This is a genomic window from Pontibacter russatus (assembly GCF_009931655.1).
GTDB lineage: Bacteria > Bacteroidota > Bacteroidia > Cytophagales > Hymenobacteraceae > Pontibacter > Pontibacter russatus.
The window spans coordinates 3547389-3566271 of the sequence record NZ_CP047984.1 but is presented as its reverse complement, the minus strand read 5'-3'; the positions used below and the strand labels follow the sequence as shown (position 1 = coordinate 3566271).

General features: G+C 55.6%; 17 protein-coding genes. 6 read left to right on the top strand and 11 right to left on the bottom strand.

All coding sequences use genetic code 11. From position 1 onward, the window contains the following. Positions 1–133: 133 nt before the first annotated feature. The 6 genes from GSQ62_RS14835 to GSQ62_RS14810 all read right to left on the bottom strand — a co-directional run bounded on the left by GSQ62_RS14835 (position 134) and on the right by GSQ62_RS14810 (position 7753). Positions 134–2041 carry a DUF3857 domain-containing protein gene (locus GSQ62_RS14835; RefSeq protein ID WP_161890230.1) on the bottom strand — a complete coding sequence of 636 codons (1908 nt, stop codon included), beginning with the start codon at positions 2039–2041 and terminating at the stop codon, positions 134–136. Between the two features lie 98 nt (positions 2042–2139). Next, on the bottom strand, positions 2140–4104 hold the full coding sequence (locus GSQ62_RS14830) for a DUF3857 domain-containing protein (RefSeq protein ID WP_161890229.1): 1965 nt from the start codon (positions 4102–4104) through the stop codon (positions 2140–2142). Between the two features lie 643 nt (positions 4105–4747). Next, positions 4748–5116 (bottom strand): hypothetical protein, encoded by a 369-nt coding sequence (locus GSQ62_RS14825; RefSeq protein ID WP_237586649.1) that lies wholly within the window; start codon positions 5114–5116, stop codon positions 4748–4750. Between the two features lie 286 nt (positions 5117–5402). Continuing rightward, positions 5403–6179 carry a TIGR03915 family putative DNA repair protein gene (locus GSQ62_RS14820; RefSeq protein ID WP_161890228.1) on the bottom strand — a complete coding sequence of 259 codons (777 nt, stop codon included), beginning with the start codon at positions 6177–6179 and terminating at the stop codon, positions 5403–5405. Between the two features lie 6 nt (positions 6180–6185). Beyond that, positions 6186–6326 carry a hypothetical protein gene (locus GSQ62_RS14815; protein ID WP_161890227.1) on the bottom strand — a complete coding sequence of 47 codons (141 nt, stop codon included), beginning with the start codon at positions 6324–6326 and terminating at the stop codon, positions 6186–6188. A gap of 161 nt (positions 6327–6487) precedes the next feature. After that, positions 6488–7753 (bottom strand): putative DNA modification/repair radical SAM protein, encoded by a 1266-nt coding sequence (locus GSQ62_RS14810; RefSeq protein ID WP_161890226.1) that lies wholly within the window; start codon positions 7751–7753, stop codon positions 6488–6490. Between the two features lie 269 nt (positions 7754–8022). Here GSQ62_RS14810 and GSQ62_RS14805 point away from each other — a divergent pair, with 269 nt between their 5' ends. After that, entirely contained in the window at positions 8023–9915 is a 1893-nt protein-coding gene (locus GSQ62_RS14805; protein WP_161890225.1) for a BamA/TamA family outer membrane protein, read from the top strand. Positions 9916–9989: 74 nt separating this feature from the next. Then, positions 9990–10616, top strand: a complete 627-nt coding sequence (locus tag GSQ62_RS14800) for a Dps family protein (protein WP_161890224.1) — start codon at positions 9990–9992, stop codon at positions 10614–10616. An 83-nt stretch (positions 10617–10699) separates the two neighbouring features. Here the strand turns inward: GSQ62_RS14800 and GSQ62_RS14795 are convergent, their stop codons facing one another. Further along, positions 10700–11170, bottom strand: coding sequence for a DUF6252 family protein (locus GSQ62_RS14795; protein ID WP_161890223.1), 471 nt, complete (start codon positions 11168–11170; stop codon positions 10700–10702). Between the two features lie 201 nt (positions 11171–11371). On the opposite strand from GSQ62_RS14795, the gene GSQ62_RS14790 reads away from it, so the two are divergent. From GSQ62_RS14790 to GSQ62_RS14775, 4 genes are all read left to right on the top strand, one after another. Next, complete coding sequence (locus GSQ62_RS14790) at positions 11372–12208, top strand: CvfB family protein (protein ID WP_161890222.1); 837 nt, start codon at positions 11372–11374, stop codon at positions 12206–12208. Between the two features lie 121 nt (positions 12209–12329). Continuing rightward, a complete protein-coding gene (locus GSQ62_RS14785; RefSeq protein ID WP_161890221.1) occupies positions 12330–13001 on the top strand; it encodes an NAD-dependent epimerase/dehydratase family protein in 672 nt (223 codons plus the stop codon). 213 nt (positions 13002–13214) lie between these two features. After that, positions 13215–14003, top strand: a complete 789-nt coding sequence (locus GSQ62_RS14780; RefSeq protein ID WP_161890220.1) for an SAM-dependent methyltransferase — start codon at positions 13215–13217, stop codon at positions 14001–14003. Between the two features lie 110 nt (positions 14004–14113). Beyond that, entirely contained in the window at positions 14114–14605 is a 492-nt protein-coding gene (locus GSQ62_RS14775) for a hypothetical protein (protein ID WP_161890219.1), read from the top strand. 77 nt (positions 14606–14682) lie between these two features. Here GSQ62_RS14775 and GSQ62_RS14770 read toward each other — a convergent pair whose 3' ends face one another. The 4 genes from GSQ62_RS14770 to GSQ62_RS14755 all read right to left on the bottom strand — a co-directional run bounded on the left by GSQ62_RS14770 (position 14683) and on the right by GSQ62_RS14755 (position 18588). Then, positions 14683–15624 carry a succinylglutamate desuccinylase/aspartoacylase family protein gene (locus GSQ62_RS14770; protein ID WP_161890218.1) on the bottom strand — a complete coding sequence of 314 codons (942 nt, stop codon included), beginning with the start codon at positions 15622–15624 and terminating at the stop codon, positions 14683–14685. A 6-nt stretch (positions 15625–15630) separates the two neighbouring features. After that, on the bottom strand, positions 15631–16536 hold the full coding sequence (rimK, locus tag GSQ62_RS14765; RefSeq protein WP_161890217.1) for a 30S ribosomal protein S6--L-glutamate ligase: 906 nt from the start codon (positions 16534–16536) through the stop codon (positions 15631–15633). After that, entirely contained in the window at positions 16533–17021 is a 489-nt protein-coding gene (locus tag GSQ62_RS14760; RefSeq protein WP_161890216.1) for an ATP-dependent zinc protease family protein, read from the bottom strand. Before GSQ62_RS14760 ends, rimK begins: the two co-directional genes overlap by 4 nt. A 367-nt stretch (positions 17022–17388) precedes the next feature. Continuing rightward, a complete protein-coding gene (locus GSQ62_RS14755) occupies positions 17389–18588 on the bottom strand; it encodes a PQQ-dependent sugar dehydrogenase (protein ID WP_394351327.1) in 1200 nt (399 codons plus the stop codon). Positions 18589–18883 lie beyond the last annotated feature (295 nt).

Below are 18883 nucleotides of genomic sequence, written 5' to 3'. Positions count from 1 at the left end.
TGTGAATCGTGTGTAGTGTTCCGGGCTTGCTCACGAGTAGGAGATGTAAGGCGCCCGACCCAGCTAACACTAAACAGCAGCGCCACTACAATTATATGTAGTGGCGCTGTATAATAAGCTCAACGGCTATATATCAGGGGATGTTCTTCACAAACACGACCTGCTGGCCGTCGGCCTTGATCACATTGTTGAAAAACTCCACCAGCTTTATATATGACTCGGGGCTGTAGCGGACTTTGTCCATCTGCAGGCTGCGCCGGTAGATGACGCGCTGGCCCTCTACTTCTACAGTGGCCTTGTATGTGCCAAACTCCGAGGTATGGCTTATCTCCTGCGGCAGGAACTCAACGGCATAGCCGGCCGGCAGCTCAATCTCCACGGTGTCCACATCCAGGAAAGCCATCTCCCACACCACTTCTGTTAGCCGCTTTTCCTTCTGGTCGGGCACGTGCGTCCACTTGTTCATCAGGTTGGGCGTCACGAACATGCGCTTGCCGCTGATGGTGGCGCACTGGCGCAGGCTCAGCTCCAGTTGCTCCTTCACGACCGGCACCCGGCTTTTCTCCTGCTCGAAGGCAAACTTGCTGATCTCGAACGACGGCACCTGCACCTGCCTGTACAACCATTTGCGCTGTTCGTCGGGCTGCAGGTTGTGGATAATCCCGCTGCGCGACTCCTGCTGCAGACCTTTGTAGCGGGTCGTGACGCTGGCCGTGCCGCTGCCCTTCTCATCCAGCCGCACCGTGATATGGCGCAGTTGGGAGTTGTCGGTGGCCAGATAATCTTTGGTTTTCACCAGTTTGCCTCCCCCGGGCGTTACCAGCAGCGCATGGCGGCCGCCGGTAAAGCTGCCGGAGTAGCCGGCGGCCTCTGACTGGCTCGTACACTCCAGCCAGAGCGTGTCGTTAGGCAAGGGCACGGCCAGCACCACGTGGTTGAACTGCGAGCTCGGAAAAGCCGTCCTGATGTCCGCCTCATCGTCTCCGGCCCGAATCAGGGCATGGTGCGAGGCAATGCCCACTGCCTTCAGCATGGCCTGGGTATAGTTGGTGAGCGCCTTGCAGTCGCCGTAGCCTTTGCTGTCCACAAAGCTGGCCTCGAATGGCTGCCAGCCACCAATGCCCAGCTGAATGGACACATAGCGCGTCTTGCCCTGCAGGTAGTCATATATCATCCGCACTTTTTCCTCCTCGGTTTTGGCGTTGGCGGTAAGTGCGGTAAGTTTTTGCTTTGTCGCCTCCGGCAGCACGTCGCGGCCCTGGTTCAGCTGGTTGAACCACTGTCCGTAGCTCTTCCAGGTGTCCATGTTGCCCTTGTAGCCTTCCACCTCGAAATCGGAGGGGGCGGTGCGCACCACCGGCACCAGCTCCACAAAATCCGGCCCGTACGGCTCGGTCTCCACCGGCTTCAGGTGCTCCACCTGCCATATATAAGTATCATGCGTAGCGGTAGCTCCTTTCTTGACGGCCTGCGGCATGTTGCTTTCGTGGTAGCGCAGCTGCATGCCCAGCGGCACCCGCACTTCATATATGGCTTTCTCAACCGACAGGCGCTCCTCGTCCTGCGGGTAAAAGCCCGGGTAAACCAACATGTTGCTGTTGGAGAGCTCGTAAGAAAACTCCACGGAGTAAGGGAACACGGTATGCGTCAGGTTGGCAATCTTCACCCGGTTGTCTGTAAACAGCGAGCCGTCATCCACCGCGCTCATGTCCACGATGTCCTTGTTCTTCAGCGACTTGATCTTCTTGCCGAAGCGGTCGTACGAGGTCCCCTCTATATACTCTACCTTTGTCAGTTTGTCGTAGCCCACATACAGTTTCGCGCGGTGGTTGCCGTTCTCGTTCAGGATGGTGAGGATGACTTTGTAGGTGGTGGTGCCGCTGCTGATGGAGTTGACCGTGAAAATGGTTTCCTCGGACCGGATGATGATGTTCGCATCCTTCGCCAGCTCTGCCAGCACCTCATCGCCGGTGGCGCGGGCCTGCGGCTGCAGCAGCAGGAGCCCTGCCAGCACCCACAGGAATGTATATAGCTTGTGCATAATGATTGTGTTGAGTCTGTCTCAAAAAGGTGAAATATGGGGTCTGTAGAGACGCAAGATTTTGCGTCTCTACAGACAGGATACAAAATCTTGCGTCTCTACTTGGCAGCCAGCTTCTTCAGCACAATCTGCTCGGCGTGCTTGGCGATGATCTGGTTGTAGAGTTCCTTCAGGTTGCCGTACTCCGGCGCGTAGAACACGGGCTTGTTGATGCTCACCTTGCTCATGACCTGCACCACGTTGCCCTGCTGCTGCACCACATACATAAAGCGGCCCGCCTGCTCGGGGAGGTTCACAGCGATGCTCTTGGGCGCCTCGTCCAGCGCATATCCTTCCGGAATCGTGAAGCGGCACATATAGGTCTCGTCTATCGGCGCGCCGAAATCAACCGGGTACAGGCGCTCCTCCAGCTTAAAGGGGTTCTCCTTCTCTCCCTGGCCCAGCATCGGGTTCAGGTAAATAATGCTGTTCTCCTGCCCACTGCCACTGGCGCTGATTTCGTAGGTGATGTCCAGCGCGCTGTCAATGTCGCGCAGGTTCTTGATCTCGGGCTTGCCCATCTTAAAATCGCCCACCTCCTTGGCCTTGCTCTCGGCATATTTGCTTTCGCCTTCTTCCAGTATGGTTTTGCGCAGGTACAGGGCGTTGTAGCCCGCTGCCGACTCGTGGCCGGTCCCGGCCATCCCGCCTTTGCTGTTGATGGTGATGTCGGCGCTGAAGAGTGTGGAACGCGGAGAGGAGGCATTCAGGGCAACCCAGCCGTGGCCATCCTTCTTAATCAGGCGGCCGTGTCCGTTGAGGCAGCGGAAGGGCAGCATGCCAGCCGGCAGCAGCGGCTCAGTGGCATCCAGTAGATACTCCTTGTCTCCCACCTTCACATGCGCAATCACATAATTGAATTTGCCGATCATCGGGGAGTTCGATGTCAGCACGCGGCCGTGGTCACGGGTGCTGACCGCCACCGGGTTTGCCTCCAGGTCCGCCTCCCGCAGCATCGACGTCAGGAGCAGGTTAATTTCTGCGGCGCTGCCCTGCCGGAGATCGTACGTTTTCCGGATAGGGTTTTCAGCAAAAAGGCCGGTCTTGTCGTTCCAGGTCATTCTTGCTTTCACCAGTTCGAAGATGGCGAGCATCTGCTGCTCCGGCTCCTTGTGTTTCGCCTGCACGGCGGCCAGGTCTTCTTTGAAGAAGTTGTTGCGTTTTAGCTGATTGCCAAAATATTCGGATGTCAGCAGGTCCTCGTTCACTTTGTCCCAACTGCCCGTCATGATGCGGGCAGCCTCTCCCGGAAAGCGCACCTGCTGCAGCTCAAACCCGATTTTGGACTGGTAATCGGTGATAGATGTGATGTAGTTCTCCTCCTTCAGGGCCGGCACGTCTTTCATGATCCAGACGTAGGCGTTGTTCACCATATTGGTTCCGCCAGATTTCTGGTTGTCGGTCTGGTACAGGGGGTGGTAGCCCTGCATCAGGAACTTGTAGTCGAAATACTCCGGGATGCGCAGGCGGTACTCGCTCCACACAGTCGGGATGGAGCGCTGGAACTCCCAGTCATCCAGGCTGTAGACGCGCTCCGAACTGATGGTATAGGCCACGTCAATCACGGAGCCCTCCTTGATGTTGGGCATCGTGAACTTCTTGAGGTACCAGTACTCGTTGCGCTTCTCGTCAAAAACCGTTTTGGAGTCAAGCTTCTCCTTCACAATCTCGCTGCCCTCCAGGTTGTAGGTATACCCTTTTATGCTCATCACTTTATCCCTTGTAGTGCCGTAGGAGTAATATGGCACCGAGATGTTGGCCACGTCGTAGCCCGACTTCTTCAGGATTTTGATGCGCATATGGCGCTCTGTTATCACCCTGATCTCCCCCGAAAAGTCGAAGCGTGTCAGGGCGTAATCCGATAACACCACGGCGGCGGCGCTGGTGTCTTTTTCGTAGGTTTGCATCCTGAGCTCGGCCTCCTCCACCTTGCCAAATTTGCCTGCCTGCGCCTGCGCCTGAAGCGAGGCGCTTCCCAGAAGAAAAAATAGGATAATGAATTTTGTAAAAGTTCTTGCTTTCATAGACAAGCGGCTAAAAGTAATTGTATTAAGGTTATAAATTCAGAAGCAGTTGTGAGTCCACGCAAGGGTTACAGCGCCGCCCTTTCAGACCCGCGCAGCTGAGTTACTTATTCTTCATAAAGAAAAGTATATTTATATATATAGCCAAATTAAAATTAAATAATTTTATGTATTTCTTTACTTTAAGGTCTTTTTATATCTTTTCACCACCTATTAACTGCTATATAGCTTCCCTCAGCACGTGTTCCGGGGCGAAAGCTTTTGCCATCGGCTCCTGTTGCAACTCGGGTTCCACGGGCAAGGCGTAGACTTTACAGGCGGTTGACGCACTAATACCTGCCTCATCTACTCCGGTTGACCGGTAACAACCCTACCTTTCGGAACTTGTACTCTATCCGGACACCTGTTCCAGGCCACAAGATATGGGCCAGCATGGCAGGAGCCTCCCAATTGTCTTTTGCCCAGGACATTACTACAACCGGGTCGGCATTTTGCCGCACACGCATTTATCACACAGGAAGGGACATAAAAAAGCCCGTGCCGCTGGCATAACGCCAGCGGCACGGGCTTAACTTATGGCTGCAGCACCAACTACGCCACAAAAAATTGGCGTTAGTTGCGCCTTAGGATAATTTTATCTGCGTTACAGATAGGATGCGAAATTTTTGCGGTCCTGCCAGAACTCGCGGCAGGCTTCCCGCTGCTCTTCAATAAACTTGTGGTTCCGCTTCAGTTCCTTCCAGCTTCCGTAGCCCAACCGCTCACAAAGCCTGAAGAAATTGTCGCCTTGGTTTTTCTGCCCTTTTACGCGCACCAGCGCACTCAGCAGCGGCCTCCCTGCGGCATGCTCTTTCTCCGATATTTCATCGATCACCTCTGTCAGCATCGATTTTTCGTAGGAGTTTTCAAGGTTCAGGCCGAGTTCGGCCTCGTAGATTAGATTTTGGAAGGACATCAGGTGCGCCCGACCACGAGCGACTTGAATCAGTTTCTTTCGTACCCGTATGTTCATAATACAAAATAAGATTTCGGCAAAAAGTGGATATATGCACACAACAAAGCGCACAACATTCCCCTTCTGCTGCACAATTAAAGTGATATATATTACTATGAACGTATTTAGGGAAACAAAGTTACATCCAAGGCACGATTCCCATCTCTTTTTAGTACAACTACGTAAGATACCGCGCCAAAAGCTCCAAGGCAGTTATTCGGGCCTCTTCGCAGAATGCTTATCTTATTGTGAATCAAGTTTCTGCAACGGGTAAGGGGCATATATACCTCAAGTCAGCCCGCGTTCAACGCAGGCTTTGGGGCTGTTTCTCGGAGAGGTACTTCCAATAGCGCCTTGGCAGGTGGCGCAGGTGCAGTTTCGGGTTTCGCCGCTCGGGAATGTTCACACTCTCGAAGTAAACCTGCCAAAGTTGCCTGTACCCCTCCTCCTCGGCATCCAGGGCGGCAGCCGCCACTGTTGCCTGCCGCTGCTGCGGTGGCAGCTCGAGGTTTATCAGCCGCGTGCTCTGCAGGTCGTAGTAGGCGCCGTAGCGGCGGCGGGTGTCGTATATGGCCCAGCGCTGGTCGGCATACCGCTTCTCAAAGTGTCTTACAATCAGCGGCAGCACATTGAAGTCCGGGGAAATAGTGGCGTAAAACAGGCCGTCGGAAGTTTTCTGGAAACGCACAAAAGCCTCCATCCGGTGCTTCTCGCGGTGTACCTGCTTTGCCGCCTGCTGCACCTGCAGCACACAGGGAGCCGCATAATTCCCCTCGATATTTTCATTGGAACCGAAGGCCAGGCGGATATAATCGAAAATCAGTTGCTCGAAGCCCGGCTGCTCCCACAGGAAGGTATGGTATAATTCCTTCAGCGCTCCCCCAGACAACTTTTTCTGCAGCCCCTGCCACACGCGCTGCGCCTTCTGCTCATCGGCAGGCACGGCAACAGTTTCGCCGAACATGCTGGGCTGCGCCAGGTGCTGCTGCTCGATGGCGGTGGGCCAGGCTTTCCGCTCATACGCCTCAAACACCACCGTCAGCAGTCCTTCAAACGAACCGTCGTAGGTATAGAGGTGCATGCCGGGTTACTTGCCGCCGCTGTAGCCGCCGCGGTTTTTGTCCTGCGTCTCAGGTTGCATCCTGGCCGTCAGGCGCTGCAGTTGGGGCACCAGCATGTTCAGTTTGCAGCAAAGCGATACGCGGGCGACTTTCTGGTTCTTTCTCATAACAGTAACTTTTTTAAGTGTGACAGACTTTGCTCTATAATTTGAAATGACTGCTTTTCTTTTTGCTGTGGCCATGGCTCCTTTTTAAGACAAAAGATATTAGACATAGGAAAACAGGCCTTCCCGGCTCCCCCTGGCTTTCATGGAAAACCACCTTGGCTTTAGCCGACTTTCCGGAACAGGTCCAGTTGCTGTGTGAGCAGCGCGCTTCGCAGGGAACCGTCGCCGAACAGGATCTTTCTTCGGATCTGGTGCGAGTCGAACTCCTGGCGCTGCAGGCTCCGGGTCTGGCAGGTGATAAAATACTTCGCCCGTTTGAGCACCACCCCCATCTGGCGCAGGTGCTCAAAGCTCAGCTGTGTAAACCGCCGCGCCGACACAATCTTCTTCGCCGACTTCACCCCGATGCCCGGCACGCGCAGGATCAGCTCATAATCGGCCGTGTTCACCTCCACCGGAAACACGAAGCGGTTGCGCAGCGCCCACGCCAGTTTCGGGTCAATGTCCAGCTCCAGGTGCGGGTGCTGCTCGTCCACGATCTCCTTCGCGTCGAAGCCGTAGAAACGCATGAGCCAGTCAGCCTGGTAAATGCGGTTCTCACGGATGATGGGCGGCTCCGCGATGATGGGCAGGCGGCTGTCGCTGCTCACGGGGACATAACCGGAATAGTAGACGCGCTTCAGGCTGAAGCTTTTATATAACTGGTCGGACAGCTGCAGAATCTGGTGGTCGTTTTCGGCAGAGGCCCCCACGATCAGTTGCGTGCTCTGGCCGGCGGGCGCAAAGGCCGGGGCCGACCTGAACAGCTTTTTCTCCTCCCTGGCCTGCACCAGTTGCCGGCTGATAGCGCCCATGGGCAGCAGAATCTCTGTGTAGTTCTTCTCCGGGGCCAGTTGCTGCAAACTCGCCTCCGACGGCAGCTCGATGTTCACGCTCAGCCGGTCGGCATATAGCCCCGCTTCTTTGATGAGTTCCTCGCTGGCGCCCGGTATGGTTTTCAGGTGGATGTAGCCGTTGAACCTGTGCTCCTGCCGCAGCTTCTTGGCCACCCGCACGAGGCGCTCCATGGTATAGTCGGAGTTCTTGAAAATGCCGGAGCTCAGGAACAGCCCCTCTATATAGTTGCGGCGGTAAAAGTTAATCGTCAGGTCCACCACCTCCTGCACCGTAAAGGCCGCCCGCTGCACATCATTGCTCTTGCGCGTTACGCAGTAGGCGCAGTCATATATGCAGAAGTTGGTGAGCAGTATCTTGAGCAGCGACACGCAGCGGCCGTCTTCGGTGTAGCTGTGGCAGATGCCCATGCCCTCGGCGTTGCCCAGGCCTTTGTTTTCGTTTTTGCGCTTACCGCCGCTGGACGAGCAGGAAACGTCGTACTTCGCAGCATCTGCTAACACTTTTAGTTTGCCTGTTATTTTACTGTCCATATAGCTGACGTTCATCCCTTTCAATAGCTTAAAGGTAAGGCATCAACCGGATATCACCTAATATTATTAGCAAATTTTATACACATGGTTATCAACAAGTGTGCATAAGCTAAAAATGTTAGCACATAGATTTACTTTATATATGCCGCAAATGTTCCTGTAAAGAGCGGGAGCCTAATTTTACAGTCGCCGGTAGCACTAATGCCTCCGTAAACCGTTATATTAGTAGGCTGTACAAACAGATGCCTGAGCGCCACCAACCTGTACTTATGTCCTATCCGCACCCGAAACTTTACCGCCTGCCACTGCTGTGCCTGTTGGGGCTGCTGTTGCTGTTGGGCAGGGTGTGCCGTGCGCAGGAGGTACCCGCCGCCGTTCAGGACTCTACCCTGACCGACACTACCCGGCAGCGCTTCGACGATCGCGTGATGGACAACCTGAAGAAACTGTCGGAGCGCAAAACCATCATGGGAAAACTGCTGAAGGCCGTGCTGGTCTTCGACCAGGTGGATGAGGAGGTATATGGCCTGGATGCCGAGCTGATACAGCGCGAGTACGAGAAGCACACCTATAAAATCGTGCGCCGGATCGATATTCTGTCTCTGGACGCTTTTGGCTACTCTATCAACGACACGGCCCGGGTGCCTCAGAACATCCTAGAGAAACTGGGCAACTCGCTCCACGTGAAAACGGGCCGGGGCCTTATCCGCAACAAGCTGCTCTTTGAGAAGATGGAGCCCCTGGAGCCGCTGGCGCTGGTGGAGTCGGAGCGCCTGCTGCGCCAGACGGACTACCTGCTGGATGCCCGCATCATCGTGAACGAGGAGACCACCACCGCCGACAGCGTGGATGTGTTCGTCATCACGAAGGACATCTTCAGCCTGGGCGGGTCCGGCTCCTTCACGCCTTCCTCCGGCCGGGGCCGCGTCACGCTGCGCGAGCTCAACTTCCTGGGCCAGGGCCATCAGACGGAGCTGTCCTACCGCTTCGGCATCGACAACGCGCCCCGCTCCTGGGAGGCGGCGGGCTACTACACCATCGAGAACATCGGCAGAACCTATATAACCGCCGATATGGCCTTTGTGCATAAAAATTACTACAAAGAGAAGAGCGCTTTCCTGAGCCGCGACTTTTTCGCGACCAACACCAAGTACGCGGGCGCGGCGGGCGCCAGCTGGATAGAGGAGCGCATCATGCTGCCCCCCACCGAAGAGGACACCATCCCGCGCTACAGCAACCTGGCCTATAACCAACAGGACGTCTGGCTGGGCCGCTCGTTCAAGTTCAAGACGTATTATCTGGGGTTTGAGCCGCGCGGCCGCCTGATTGCGGGGCTCCGGGTCATCAACACCAACTACTCCGTCATAGCCACCGAGAATTTCCAGGACAACACGCTGGTGATGGGCAGCCTCGGCTACAGCGTCCGGAAGTACTACAAAGACCGCTACCTCTTCGGCTTTGGCCGGACAGAGGATATACCGGCAGGCGGGCTCCTCTCCCTCACCGGCGGGTATGAGAACGGCGACCTGCGGCAGCGGAAGTACCTGGGGGCGTCGCTCTCCATGGCAAAGTACGCCCCCACCTTCGGCTACCTCTACGGCCGCGCCTCCTACGACTCTTTCCGGCGGGAGGGCGAGTGGGAACAGGGCGTGGTGCAGTTGGAGAGCCTCTACTTTACCAGGCTGTATGAGTGGGGCAACTGGAAGCTGCGCCATTTTATATGGGGGCGCGGCACCTGGGGCATCAACCGCAACCCCGAGGAACTGCTCTCCATCAACAACGAGAGCGGCATCCGGGGCTTCCGCTCCAGCCTGTTGCGGGGCTCGCGCCGGGTGGCGCTCAACTACGAGGCGAACCTCTACACGCCTTTCTCGCTTTTCGGGTTTAAGCTGGCCACCGTTTTCTTCGCTGATGTGGCCTGGCTGTCTACCGGCAACAAGAGCATCCCGTTCAGAGACGCGCCTTACCGGGGCTACGGCATCGGTTTCCGGTTCCGGAACGAGTACCTGTCCTTCAGCACCATACAGTTTCTCATCAGCTACTATCCGCAGCTGCCACCCAACGAGAGCATCAACGAGTTCAAGATTTTTGAGTCATCGCGGCCCTATTACGACTTCCGCGATTTCCGGTTCACCCGCCCCGGCGTGGCTGAGTTTTATTAGAGGGCGGGCGTATCCTTTTTGCCGGTTTGCCTGTTAAAGAGGTACAAAACCAAAAAAGCACGCGAAAACCGACTATGGAAAAAGTTAGAGAGAAATCAGAGTACGAGGGAAACCCGGTGGGGCTGAAAAAAGAAACGGCCCTGAAAATGGCCGCAGAACTGGACCGCCACCTGGCTTCGTTCATCATCCTATATAACCAGTACCACAAGCACCACTGGCTGGTGGAGGGCCCGCAGTTCCGCGACCTGCACCTGTTTTTCGAGGACCATTACACACAGATTCACGAGCAGTACGACGCCATTGCCGAGCGCCTGACCGTGATGGGCGTGGTGCCGACTTGTCACCCGGCCAGGCAAATAGAGTTGGCCTATATAGCACACGAGGAAGAAGGCGAGTTCCGCATCCGGGAAATGCTGCAAAAGGACATGGAGGATGAGAAAACCATTGCGGTGGAACTGCGCAAGTCTATCAAGCTGGCGTTTGAGCACGACGACTTCGGCACCAAGTCGCTGCTGGAAGGCATCCTGTTCAAAACCGAGGACCGCTGCCACCACATCGAGCACTTCCTGGGCGAAGACGGCCTTTCCATCGGGCTGATTGCGCGGCCGGAGGATATCATGGAGGAAGACGACAAAGCCTCGGCTGGCAAAAAAGGCCTCAGAACCACTGCCAGGAAACCCGCCGCCAAACCAAAGGCGTAGAACAGTCATCTTACTAAGCCATATATAAAAAGGCAGCCCGCGGGGCTGCCTTTTTATATATGCTTTTTATATATGGCTCCGGGCTATATGGCAACCCTCCCCCTGAACCGGCCTTCGGTAAAAGTCACTGCCTCTGCATTAGTTTCCGGGCCGCCCTGCTCTTTCGTCAGCACCACCCGGAAGCTTCCTTCCAGCAACATCTCGGCCGGGTCGTAGCCGGAAATCTCCAGCACCCCCGCCGCGCAGGAAGCCAGCTCATAGGCGCTTGTCAGCTCGTGCCCCCCGGCAGTGGTGTAATAGTACGCCTGCTGTTTCGTGAGCGAATACGTGCCGGGGCCCTCAAACTTCAGTTTCAGGACGAGCACTTCCTCGTCTGCCGGACGGTTAGCTATTCCCAGAAGCGTAAGCGTGGAGGTGGCTTTGTTCAGGTGCATTTCCGGCACTCCGGCCCAGGCGAGGCCATTCTTTTTGACGGACACAAATTCATCCGGGGCTGCGGCCCAGGCGTCGGGACTAAACTGGAAGGCAAGTGCCCCGGGGGGTTGGGGGAGCATCGGAAAAAGGCTTGAACGTTCCATAGAGATTGGCAAATGCTTACTTATATAGGACCCGGAAATCGGTCAAAACGTTGCATGCGTATACCCCCGTTTTATATATACAGGCTAAATTAACGGCGGCTTTCACCCTCGGCTGCTTTTTGTTAGATTTGCAGGGCGGGGAACTGCGTTAAAAAGACAGACACAGCGACTTTATATATGGTAGACCTTGGCAATTACAACGTACTGGAAATAGCGCGCGAGGTGGATTTCGGGGTATACCTCACCTCCGACGACGGCGATATCCTGCTGCCCGCCAAATACATCCCGAAAGGGGCGCAGGTGGGCGACTTTGTGCGGGTGTTTGTGTACCGCGACTCCGAAGACCGCATCATCGCCACCGACCTGACGCCTTATGCCACCGTGGGCGAGTTTGCCTGCCTCACCTGCACCGACACCGCCCCTTTCGGCGCTTTTCTGGACTGGGGCCTGGAGAAAGACCTGCTGGTGCCCTTCCACAACCAGAAAGACAAGATGGAGGTGGGCCGCAAGTACTGCGTGTACCTGTACCTGGACGAGGCCTCGGACCGCGTGGTGGCCACCTCCAAACTGCGCAAATACCTGCAGAACGACCATATCCAACTGACTGAAGGTGAAGAAGTGCAGTTGCTGGTGGCAGGTTTCACCGATATCGGCATCAAGGTCATCATCAACAACGCCTATATGGGCATCCTCTACCGCAACGAGGTGTTCCAGGACCTGCACATGGGCGACAAGACCACCGGCTATATCAAGGCCATCCGCCCCGACAACAAGATTGACGTGACGCTGCGCAAGCCGGACGCCACCATCCTAAGCGAGGCGGAGGACGCCTCCGAAAAAATACTGCGGCTGCTGCAGCAGGGCAACGGCTGGCTCCCCCTCTCCGACAGCAGCACACCCGAGGACATCTATAAAACCCTCGCCATGAGTAAAAAAACGTTCAAGCGCGCCATCGGCGGCCTGTATAAAGCCGGAAAAATAAAGCTGGAAGAGGATAGCATCCGGCTGGTGTAGCGCTTTTATAACCCCTATATATGGCGGGCTGCCGCAACAGAATATTTTCCGTATCAAGATATCATTCTTTTCAGCCTATACAGCCCTGAAGCACGTACTGACTGCGTAAGCTATATGTTTTATGCAAAAAGTAAGAACTGCCCTTATCGTCGGTGCCAGTGGCTTGGTTGGCGGCCAACTCCTGCAACTGCTCCTGAAATGCCCGCGCTACAGCGAGGTGGTATCGGCTGGCCGCCGGGAGTTGCCCCTTATCTTCCCCAACCTGGAGCAGCGCCTGGTGGATTTCGACAACCTGAAGAACTTTTCCGCCAACCTGGTGGCCGATGATGTGTTCTGCTGCCTCGGCACCACCATCAAAAAGGCAGGTTCCAAAGAAGCGTTTTATAAAGTGGACTATACCTACGTGGCCCAACTGGCGGAAATCACCGCGCAGAAAGGCGCCTCGCAGTTTCTGGTTGTCTCGGCCATGGGGGCTGATGCCGGTTCCATGTTTTTCTACAACAAGGTGAAAGGCGAGATGGAGCAGCACGTAAAAGCGCAGCCCTTCAAAGCGGTGCATATCTTCCGGCCGTCGCTGCTGCTGGGGGAGCGCGAAGAACACCGTGCCGGTGAGGCGTTCGCCTCCAAAATTATGAAACCGCTGAGCGGGCTGATGGTAGGCCCTTTGGAAAAATACAAACCCATTGAGGCGGAAACCGTAGCCAAAGGCATGCTGTATGCCGCCTCGCAGGACCAGCGCGGCGTATATATCCATCCCTCCGACGACATTGCCAGGCTCGGCGCTAAGCTTTAGCTGATTGTTGGTTGCTGATTGTTAGTTGCTATATGGCTAAATGGTTTAATGGTTATTTATGGGGAGTAGCCATATATAGCACAAATGACGATATGATGCTGTATTTCTATATAATAGATCAACCATCCATTAACAAGCCCACAACCATTCAACAATTTAACCATTCAACCATACAGCTATCACGTTTAACTTATCGCCGCTAACGCTTTATATATGCCATCTGAACAACCGCTGCAACACGCTTTCCCGAAAGCCTCCCAATATGACCCGGAGTGGGTGCGCCGGCACTCCATGGGCGAGAATGTGCTCTTCAACCTCGAGAGCCTCACCAAGTCGCTGGAGTTGAAGCCGGGGATGCGGGTGCTGGACCTGGGCTGCGGCAAGGCCATCAGCTCTATCTTTCTGGCGAAGGAGTTCGGGGTGACCGTGTGGGCCGTGGACGAGGCCATCGCAGCCAGCGACAACTACCAGCGCATACTGGACGCCGGTTGCGCGGAAAAGGTGATCCCGCTAGAGGCCGACGCCCGTTCCCTGCCCTTCGCCGAAGAATACTTTGATGCAGTGATTGTGGTAGACTCCTATACCTACTTCGGCACCGACGAAAAGTACCTGCCCTATATCGCCCGCTTCCTCAAGCCCGGAGGCTGCCTGGCCATCGTGGACGTTTGCTTCACAAGGGAAATCGAGTCGGTGGCGCAAGTGCCGGATTTTTTAAGCCAGGATTACCAGAAGTACTGGTACTTTATCCATACCATCGGCTGGTGGAAAAAGCTGTGGGAGAAAACGGGGCTGGTGCAGATACAAGCAGCCCAGGAACTGGAGGAGGCGCAGCAGGTGCGCGAGCAGTATATAAAAGATTACGAGGAGGCGGGAACGCCCGACCCTTTTGCCAAGGCCCTGCAGCTTGACCAGCAGCACTTTATCTCTTTTTTCAAGCTCATCGGGCGGCGCACCGGCAAAACAGCCTACCTGCAGGACTACAAAACCAGCCCGAATAAGTAGCGCCAGCCACACAAAATCGGTTTTTTGCTACGTTAAGATTAGTAATTTTGCTGCCGCTGTTGCCTGGGTTCAGGCCGCAGCCATTGCTTACCTAATTTCTTAACAGTTTCATGAAAACCATCTACCGCATTTCTTTCGCACTGGCCCTTGTGCTGTGCATGGCCTTTAGCGCAAACGCCCAGAGCAGCTACACCACAGGCATCGGCCTGCGGGGAGGCAGCGCCTCCGGCCTCACCGTCAAGCACTTCATCAGCAGCGACGCCGCCATCGAGGGCATCGTCAGCACCAGCTTCCGGTACAGGGGCACCGTGGTGACCGTGCTGTACGAGAAGCACGCGCAGGCATTTAACGCGGAAGGGCTGCTGTGGTACTACGGCCTCGGCGGCCACGTCGGCTTCTGGGACGGCCACGACTACTACGACCGCGGCCACAAGCATTACGACGACGACGTGCTGGGTGTGGGAATTGACGGCATCCTCGGACTGGAGTACTATATACGGGACATCCCCTTCACCATCGGCGCAGACGTGAAGCCTTACCTGAACATTCCGGTGGGCGGCGGCTTCTGGAACACGGCCCTGCACGTGCGGTATGTGTTCTAAGTAAGACTCTCTCACCCATATATAAAACGGGCCGTTGCAGTTTCCTGCAGCGGCCCGTTTTATATATGGGAGTGCATTTAAAAAGATATATGCAGCAGCGCGTCGCCCTGGTTGACCACCGGCATGTTGTTGAGGCCCACCACGTAGCCGCCTGCCGGGGCGTTCAGGCGCACCTCCATCTCCCCATACGGATCGGTGATGCTGCCGATGTTTTGGTTCTTTTTGATAAACTCGCCCAGTCGGACGTGGCTGCGCCACAGGCCCGCATTTTTGGCCCGCAGCCATATATCTTTTAAACAGATAACACTCTCCTCCTGCGGCGGGGTGTGGTTCAGCATCATACCCAGGTGGTGCAGCACGCGGCAGGTGCCCTCAATGCCGATGTTGATGCCATTCTCATCAAAGCGCAGCGACTCGCCGGTTTCATATACCAGGATGGATTTCCCGAGCTTGGCCGCCTCTTTGCGCAGCGAGCCCTGCCGGTAGGATGAGTTCAGGATAAAGGGCGCTCCGAAAGCTCTGGCCAGTTCCTCGTTGCGATAGTCAGCCAGCACGCAGCGGATTTGCGGGTAGTTGGCGCGGCTGGAGCCACCCGTGTGGAAGTCGAGCCCATAGTCTACGTAGGGGATTACCTCCTTCATGAAGCGGTGCGCCACGCGGCTGGCCAGCGAGCCTTCGCGGTTGCCGGGGAAACTGCGGTTCACGTCCTTGCCGTCGGGCACCTCCCGCGAAAAGTTCAGGAAGCCATATATGTTCAGCACCGGCACCGCAATGATGGTACCCTTCAGCGGGTACAGCATTTTGCGGGTGAGCATGCGCCGGATAATTTCGGTGCCGTTCACCTCGTCGCCGTGCATGCCCGCCATCACCAGCACCACCGGGCCATCGTGTACCGACCGGAACACGTAGATGGGAATCTCTATCACGGTGCCGCTCGGCAGCTTGCTGATGGCCAATTTGGTCAGCACCTTCTCGCCGCGGTCAATGCGCCTGCCGTTGATAACGATGGTTTCTGGCATCCGTTTTTACTCTTCTACTCCTTTGTTTGATTTCTGCTGCACCAGCGCCTCGGTGTATTCGATAATCTTGCTGGCGATGTCTTTCTGCGTGGCCTTCTCGATGCCCTCCAGCCCCGGCGAGGAGTTCACTTCCAGTATCAGCGGCCCGCGCGAGGACTGCAGCATGTCCACGCCGGCAATGGCGAGGCCCAGGGACTTGGCGGCCAGCAGCGCCGCGGCTTTCTCCTTGCGCGACAGTTTGATGAGGGTGGCGTTGCCGCCCCGGTGCAGGTTCGAGCGGAACTCGCCCTCCTTGCCCTGCCGCTTCATGGCCCCCACCACTTCGCCGTTCACCACAAAAGCCCGGATATCCGCGCCGCCCGCCTCTTTGATAAACTCCTGCACAATGATGCGCGCCTTCAGGTTGTGGAATGCCTCAATCACCGACTCGGCGGCTTTCTTGGTTTCGGCCAGCACCACGCCCAGCCCCTGCGTGCCCTCCAGCAGCTTAATCACCAGCGGCGCGCCTCCCACTTCCTTCACCAGCTCGGAGGTTTGTTTAGAGTAGTTGGTGAATGCGGTTTTGGGCATGCCGAGGCCCGCCCGTGAGAGAATCTGGAGGCTACGCAGTTTGTCGCGGGAGCGCAGGATAGCCTGCGAGCTGACGGCACTCTTCGTGTTCTGCATCATCTGAAACTGGCGCACCACGGCCGCCCCGTAAAACGTAACCGAAGCGCCGATGCGCGGGATTACCACATCTATATCGGTCAGGCGCTCCCCTTTATATAGTATATGCGGGTCGTTCTGCTCCATCACCAGGTCGCAACGCAAATGGTCGAGCACCACGGCCTCGTGCCCCCGCTTGTGCGCCGCCTCCACCAGCCGCCTGGTAGAGTACAGTTTCGTGTCGCGGGAGAGAATAGCAATCTTCATAAATGCTTTTTATGCTGTTTCTGTTTGATTTTTGACTTGTAGGCCAGGTTCTTCCGGGCCACGTCCACTATAAAGCGGTGCTGCAGCAGCTTGCGGCCTATCAGCACAGGATACTTCATATCGCTCCGGTCTGAGAGCGAGAACTCCTCCTCAATCTCCTCGTCGAAAAACTTGATTTTGGTGCGGATGACGTACCGCTCCTGCACCTCCCCGAAAGAACTTTTGATTTCGCGCAGGTCGTACTCCGAGAACTTCAGCTTTTTGTGGTTGTACTGCGGGTGCGAGGGGTCGAGCAGGTCCAGCGCAATCACTTTGGCACCGTCCGGCGCCGTCTCCTCGTGTATATTGGAGCAGTGGATGGCGGAGGTGTAAGCCCCCGTGTCTATCTTGGCTTCGATGGCGTCGATGTCCAGTTCCGGGAAGGAAACCAGCTCACGCCTCCCGATGGTCTTCTTCTCAGGCCTTGGATTGATTCGCTTTCCCACACTTTCTAATCAGTAATAGCTTCAAATTTCCGAACATACATTGTTGGTTGCTGATTGTTGAATAGCTGCATGGTTTAATTGTTGTTTGTTGAGCGTAACTATAGTTTTTAATTATTAAGTCTTACGTAAAGTCGCCCTTGCCGCGTGTTTTCACCGGCAAGTTGATGGTGAAAACACGCAACAACGGCCAGACTTGCTTTTGATTCTTCTATTTGCGTAAGTCCTGATTATATATCACAGATGACGATTTGATTACAATGCATCCATATATAATAGGTCAATCATTCATATATAAGCCTAAAACTATTTAACAATTTAGCCATTTAACGATCAACAATCAGCAACTAACAACTCGGAACTCGTCATTCTATTTCCTGTAGGTGATGCGGTAGATGGCGTCGTTCTTATCGTCCGACACCAGCATGGAACCGTCGGGCATCACGAGCACATCCACCGGGCGGCCCCAGTCTTCCTGCCCCTGCAGCCAGCCCTCGGCAAAAGGCTCGTGCGTGGTGTTGCCGTTGGCATCGGTCTTCACCGTGGCCACGCTGTAGCCGATTTTCTCGGAGCGGTTCCAGGAGCCGTGCTGTGCTATAAACGCCTGGTTCCGGTACTCCTCCGGAAACATGTTGCCGGTGTAAAACTTGATGCCGAGCGTGCCGCCGTGCGGGTGCAGGTTCTGTACGGGCTTCACAAACTCGCTGCAGTCGTGCCCTTTTCCGAACTCCGGGTCCGGAATGGTGCCGGCGTGGCAGTAGGGGTAGCCAAAGTGCTGGCCCTTTTCCGTGGCCTTGTTCAACTCGTCAGGCGGAATGTTGTCGCCCATCATGTCGCGGCCGTTGTCAGTAAAGTACAGTTCCTTGGTTTCGGGGTGCCAGTCGAAGCCGACGGTGTTGCGCACGCCCTCGGCATATATCTCCAGGTTAGAGCCGTCCGGGTCCATGCGGGTGATGGAGGCGTAAATCTCCTTCTCCGGATCGCAGATGTTGCAGGGCGCCCCCACCGGCACGTACAGCTTGCCGTCAGGACCGAAGGCGATATACTTCCAGCCGTGGTGGGCATCGCTCGGGAAATCGTCGTTAACCACCTCCGGCTCGGGGTTGTTGCGGAAGTTCTGCTCAATGTCCGGGTATTTTATCACGCGGCTGATCTCCGCCACATATAAATCGCCGTTGCGGATGGCCACGCCGTTCGGAGACGTCAGCCCCGAGTCAACCACCACCACTTCATCGGCTTTGCCGTCTTTGTTCTCGTCTACCACGGCATATACCTTGTCTTCCTCACGGGTGCCCACAAACAGAATGCCCGACTCGCTCAGCGCCATGGAGCGGGCATTGTCCACGTCCTTGGCATAGTAGTCTATCCGGAATCCCTCCGGCAGCGTTATTCGCTCCAGGTCTTTGTCTATTGGCCCGGTGGGGAGGCTGCCCTCTGTTTCGCCTTCGGCCTGTTCCATTTCCGTCGGGCCCGTTTTGGCGACATCGGCGTTTTCGGTATTCTCGCCGGAGGAGCAGCCCATGCTGAAAACGGCAGCGGCAGAAAGGAGAATGCTTAGTGGTTTTTTCATGTTTTATCGCTAGGTATATATAGGACATGCGGTCCAAAGTTGCGCATAGTCCCGGAAAGTAACAACAGGCAGGCATATGGGTCCTGAATTCTGAATAAGTATACTGGTACAGGGGCACAATGTTTTCAGGCCCCGTGCTTCACTATCCCGAGGGTATAGCCTAAATAACTCCAGTTGCGCTATATAAACCTGCCAGAACTCAGATAACTGGAAACTCACCCCTACCCCTCCGAGCAGGGGAATTAGACCCCGTTTCTGGGTAGATTACTCTCTTTGGGAGTTAGGATAGGCTTCC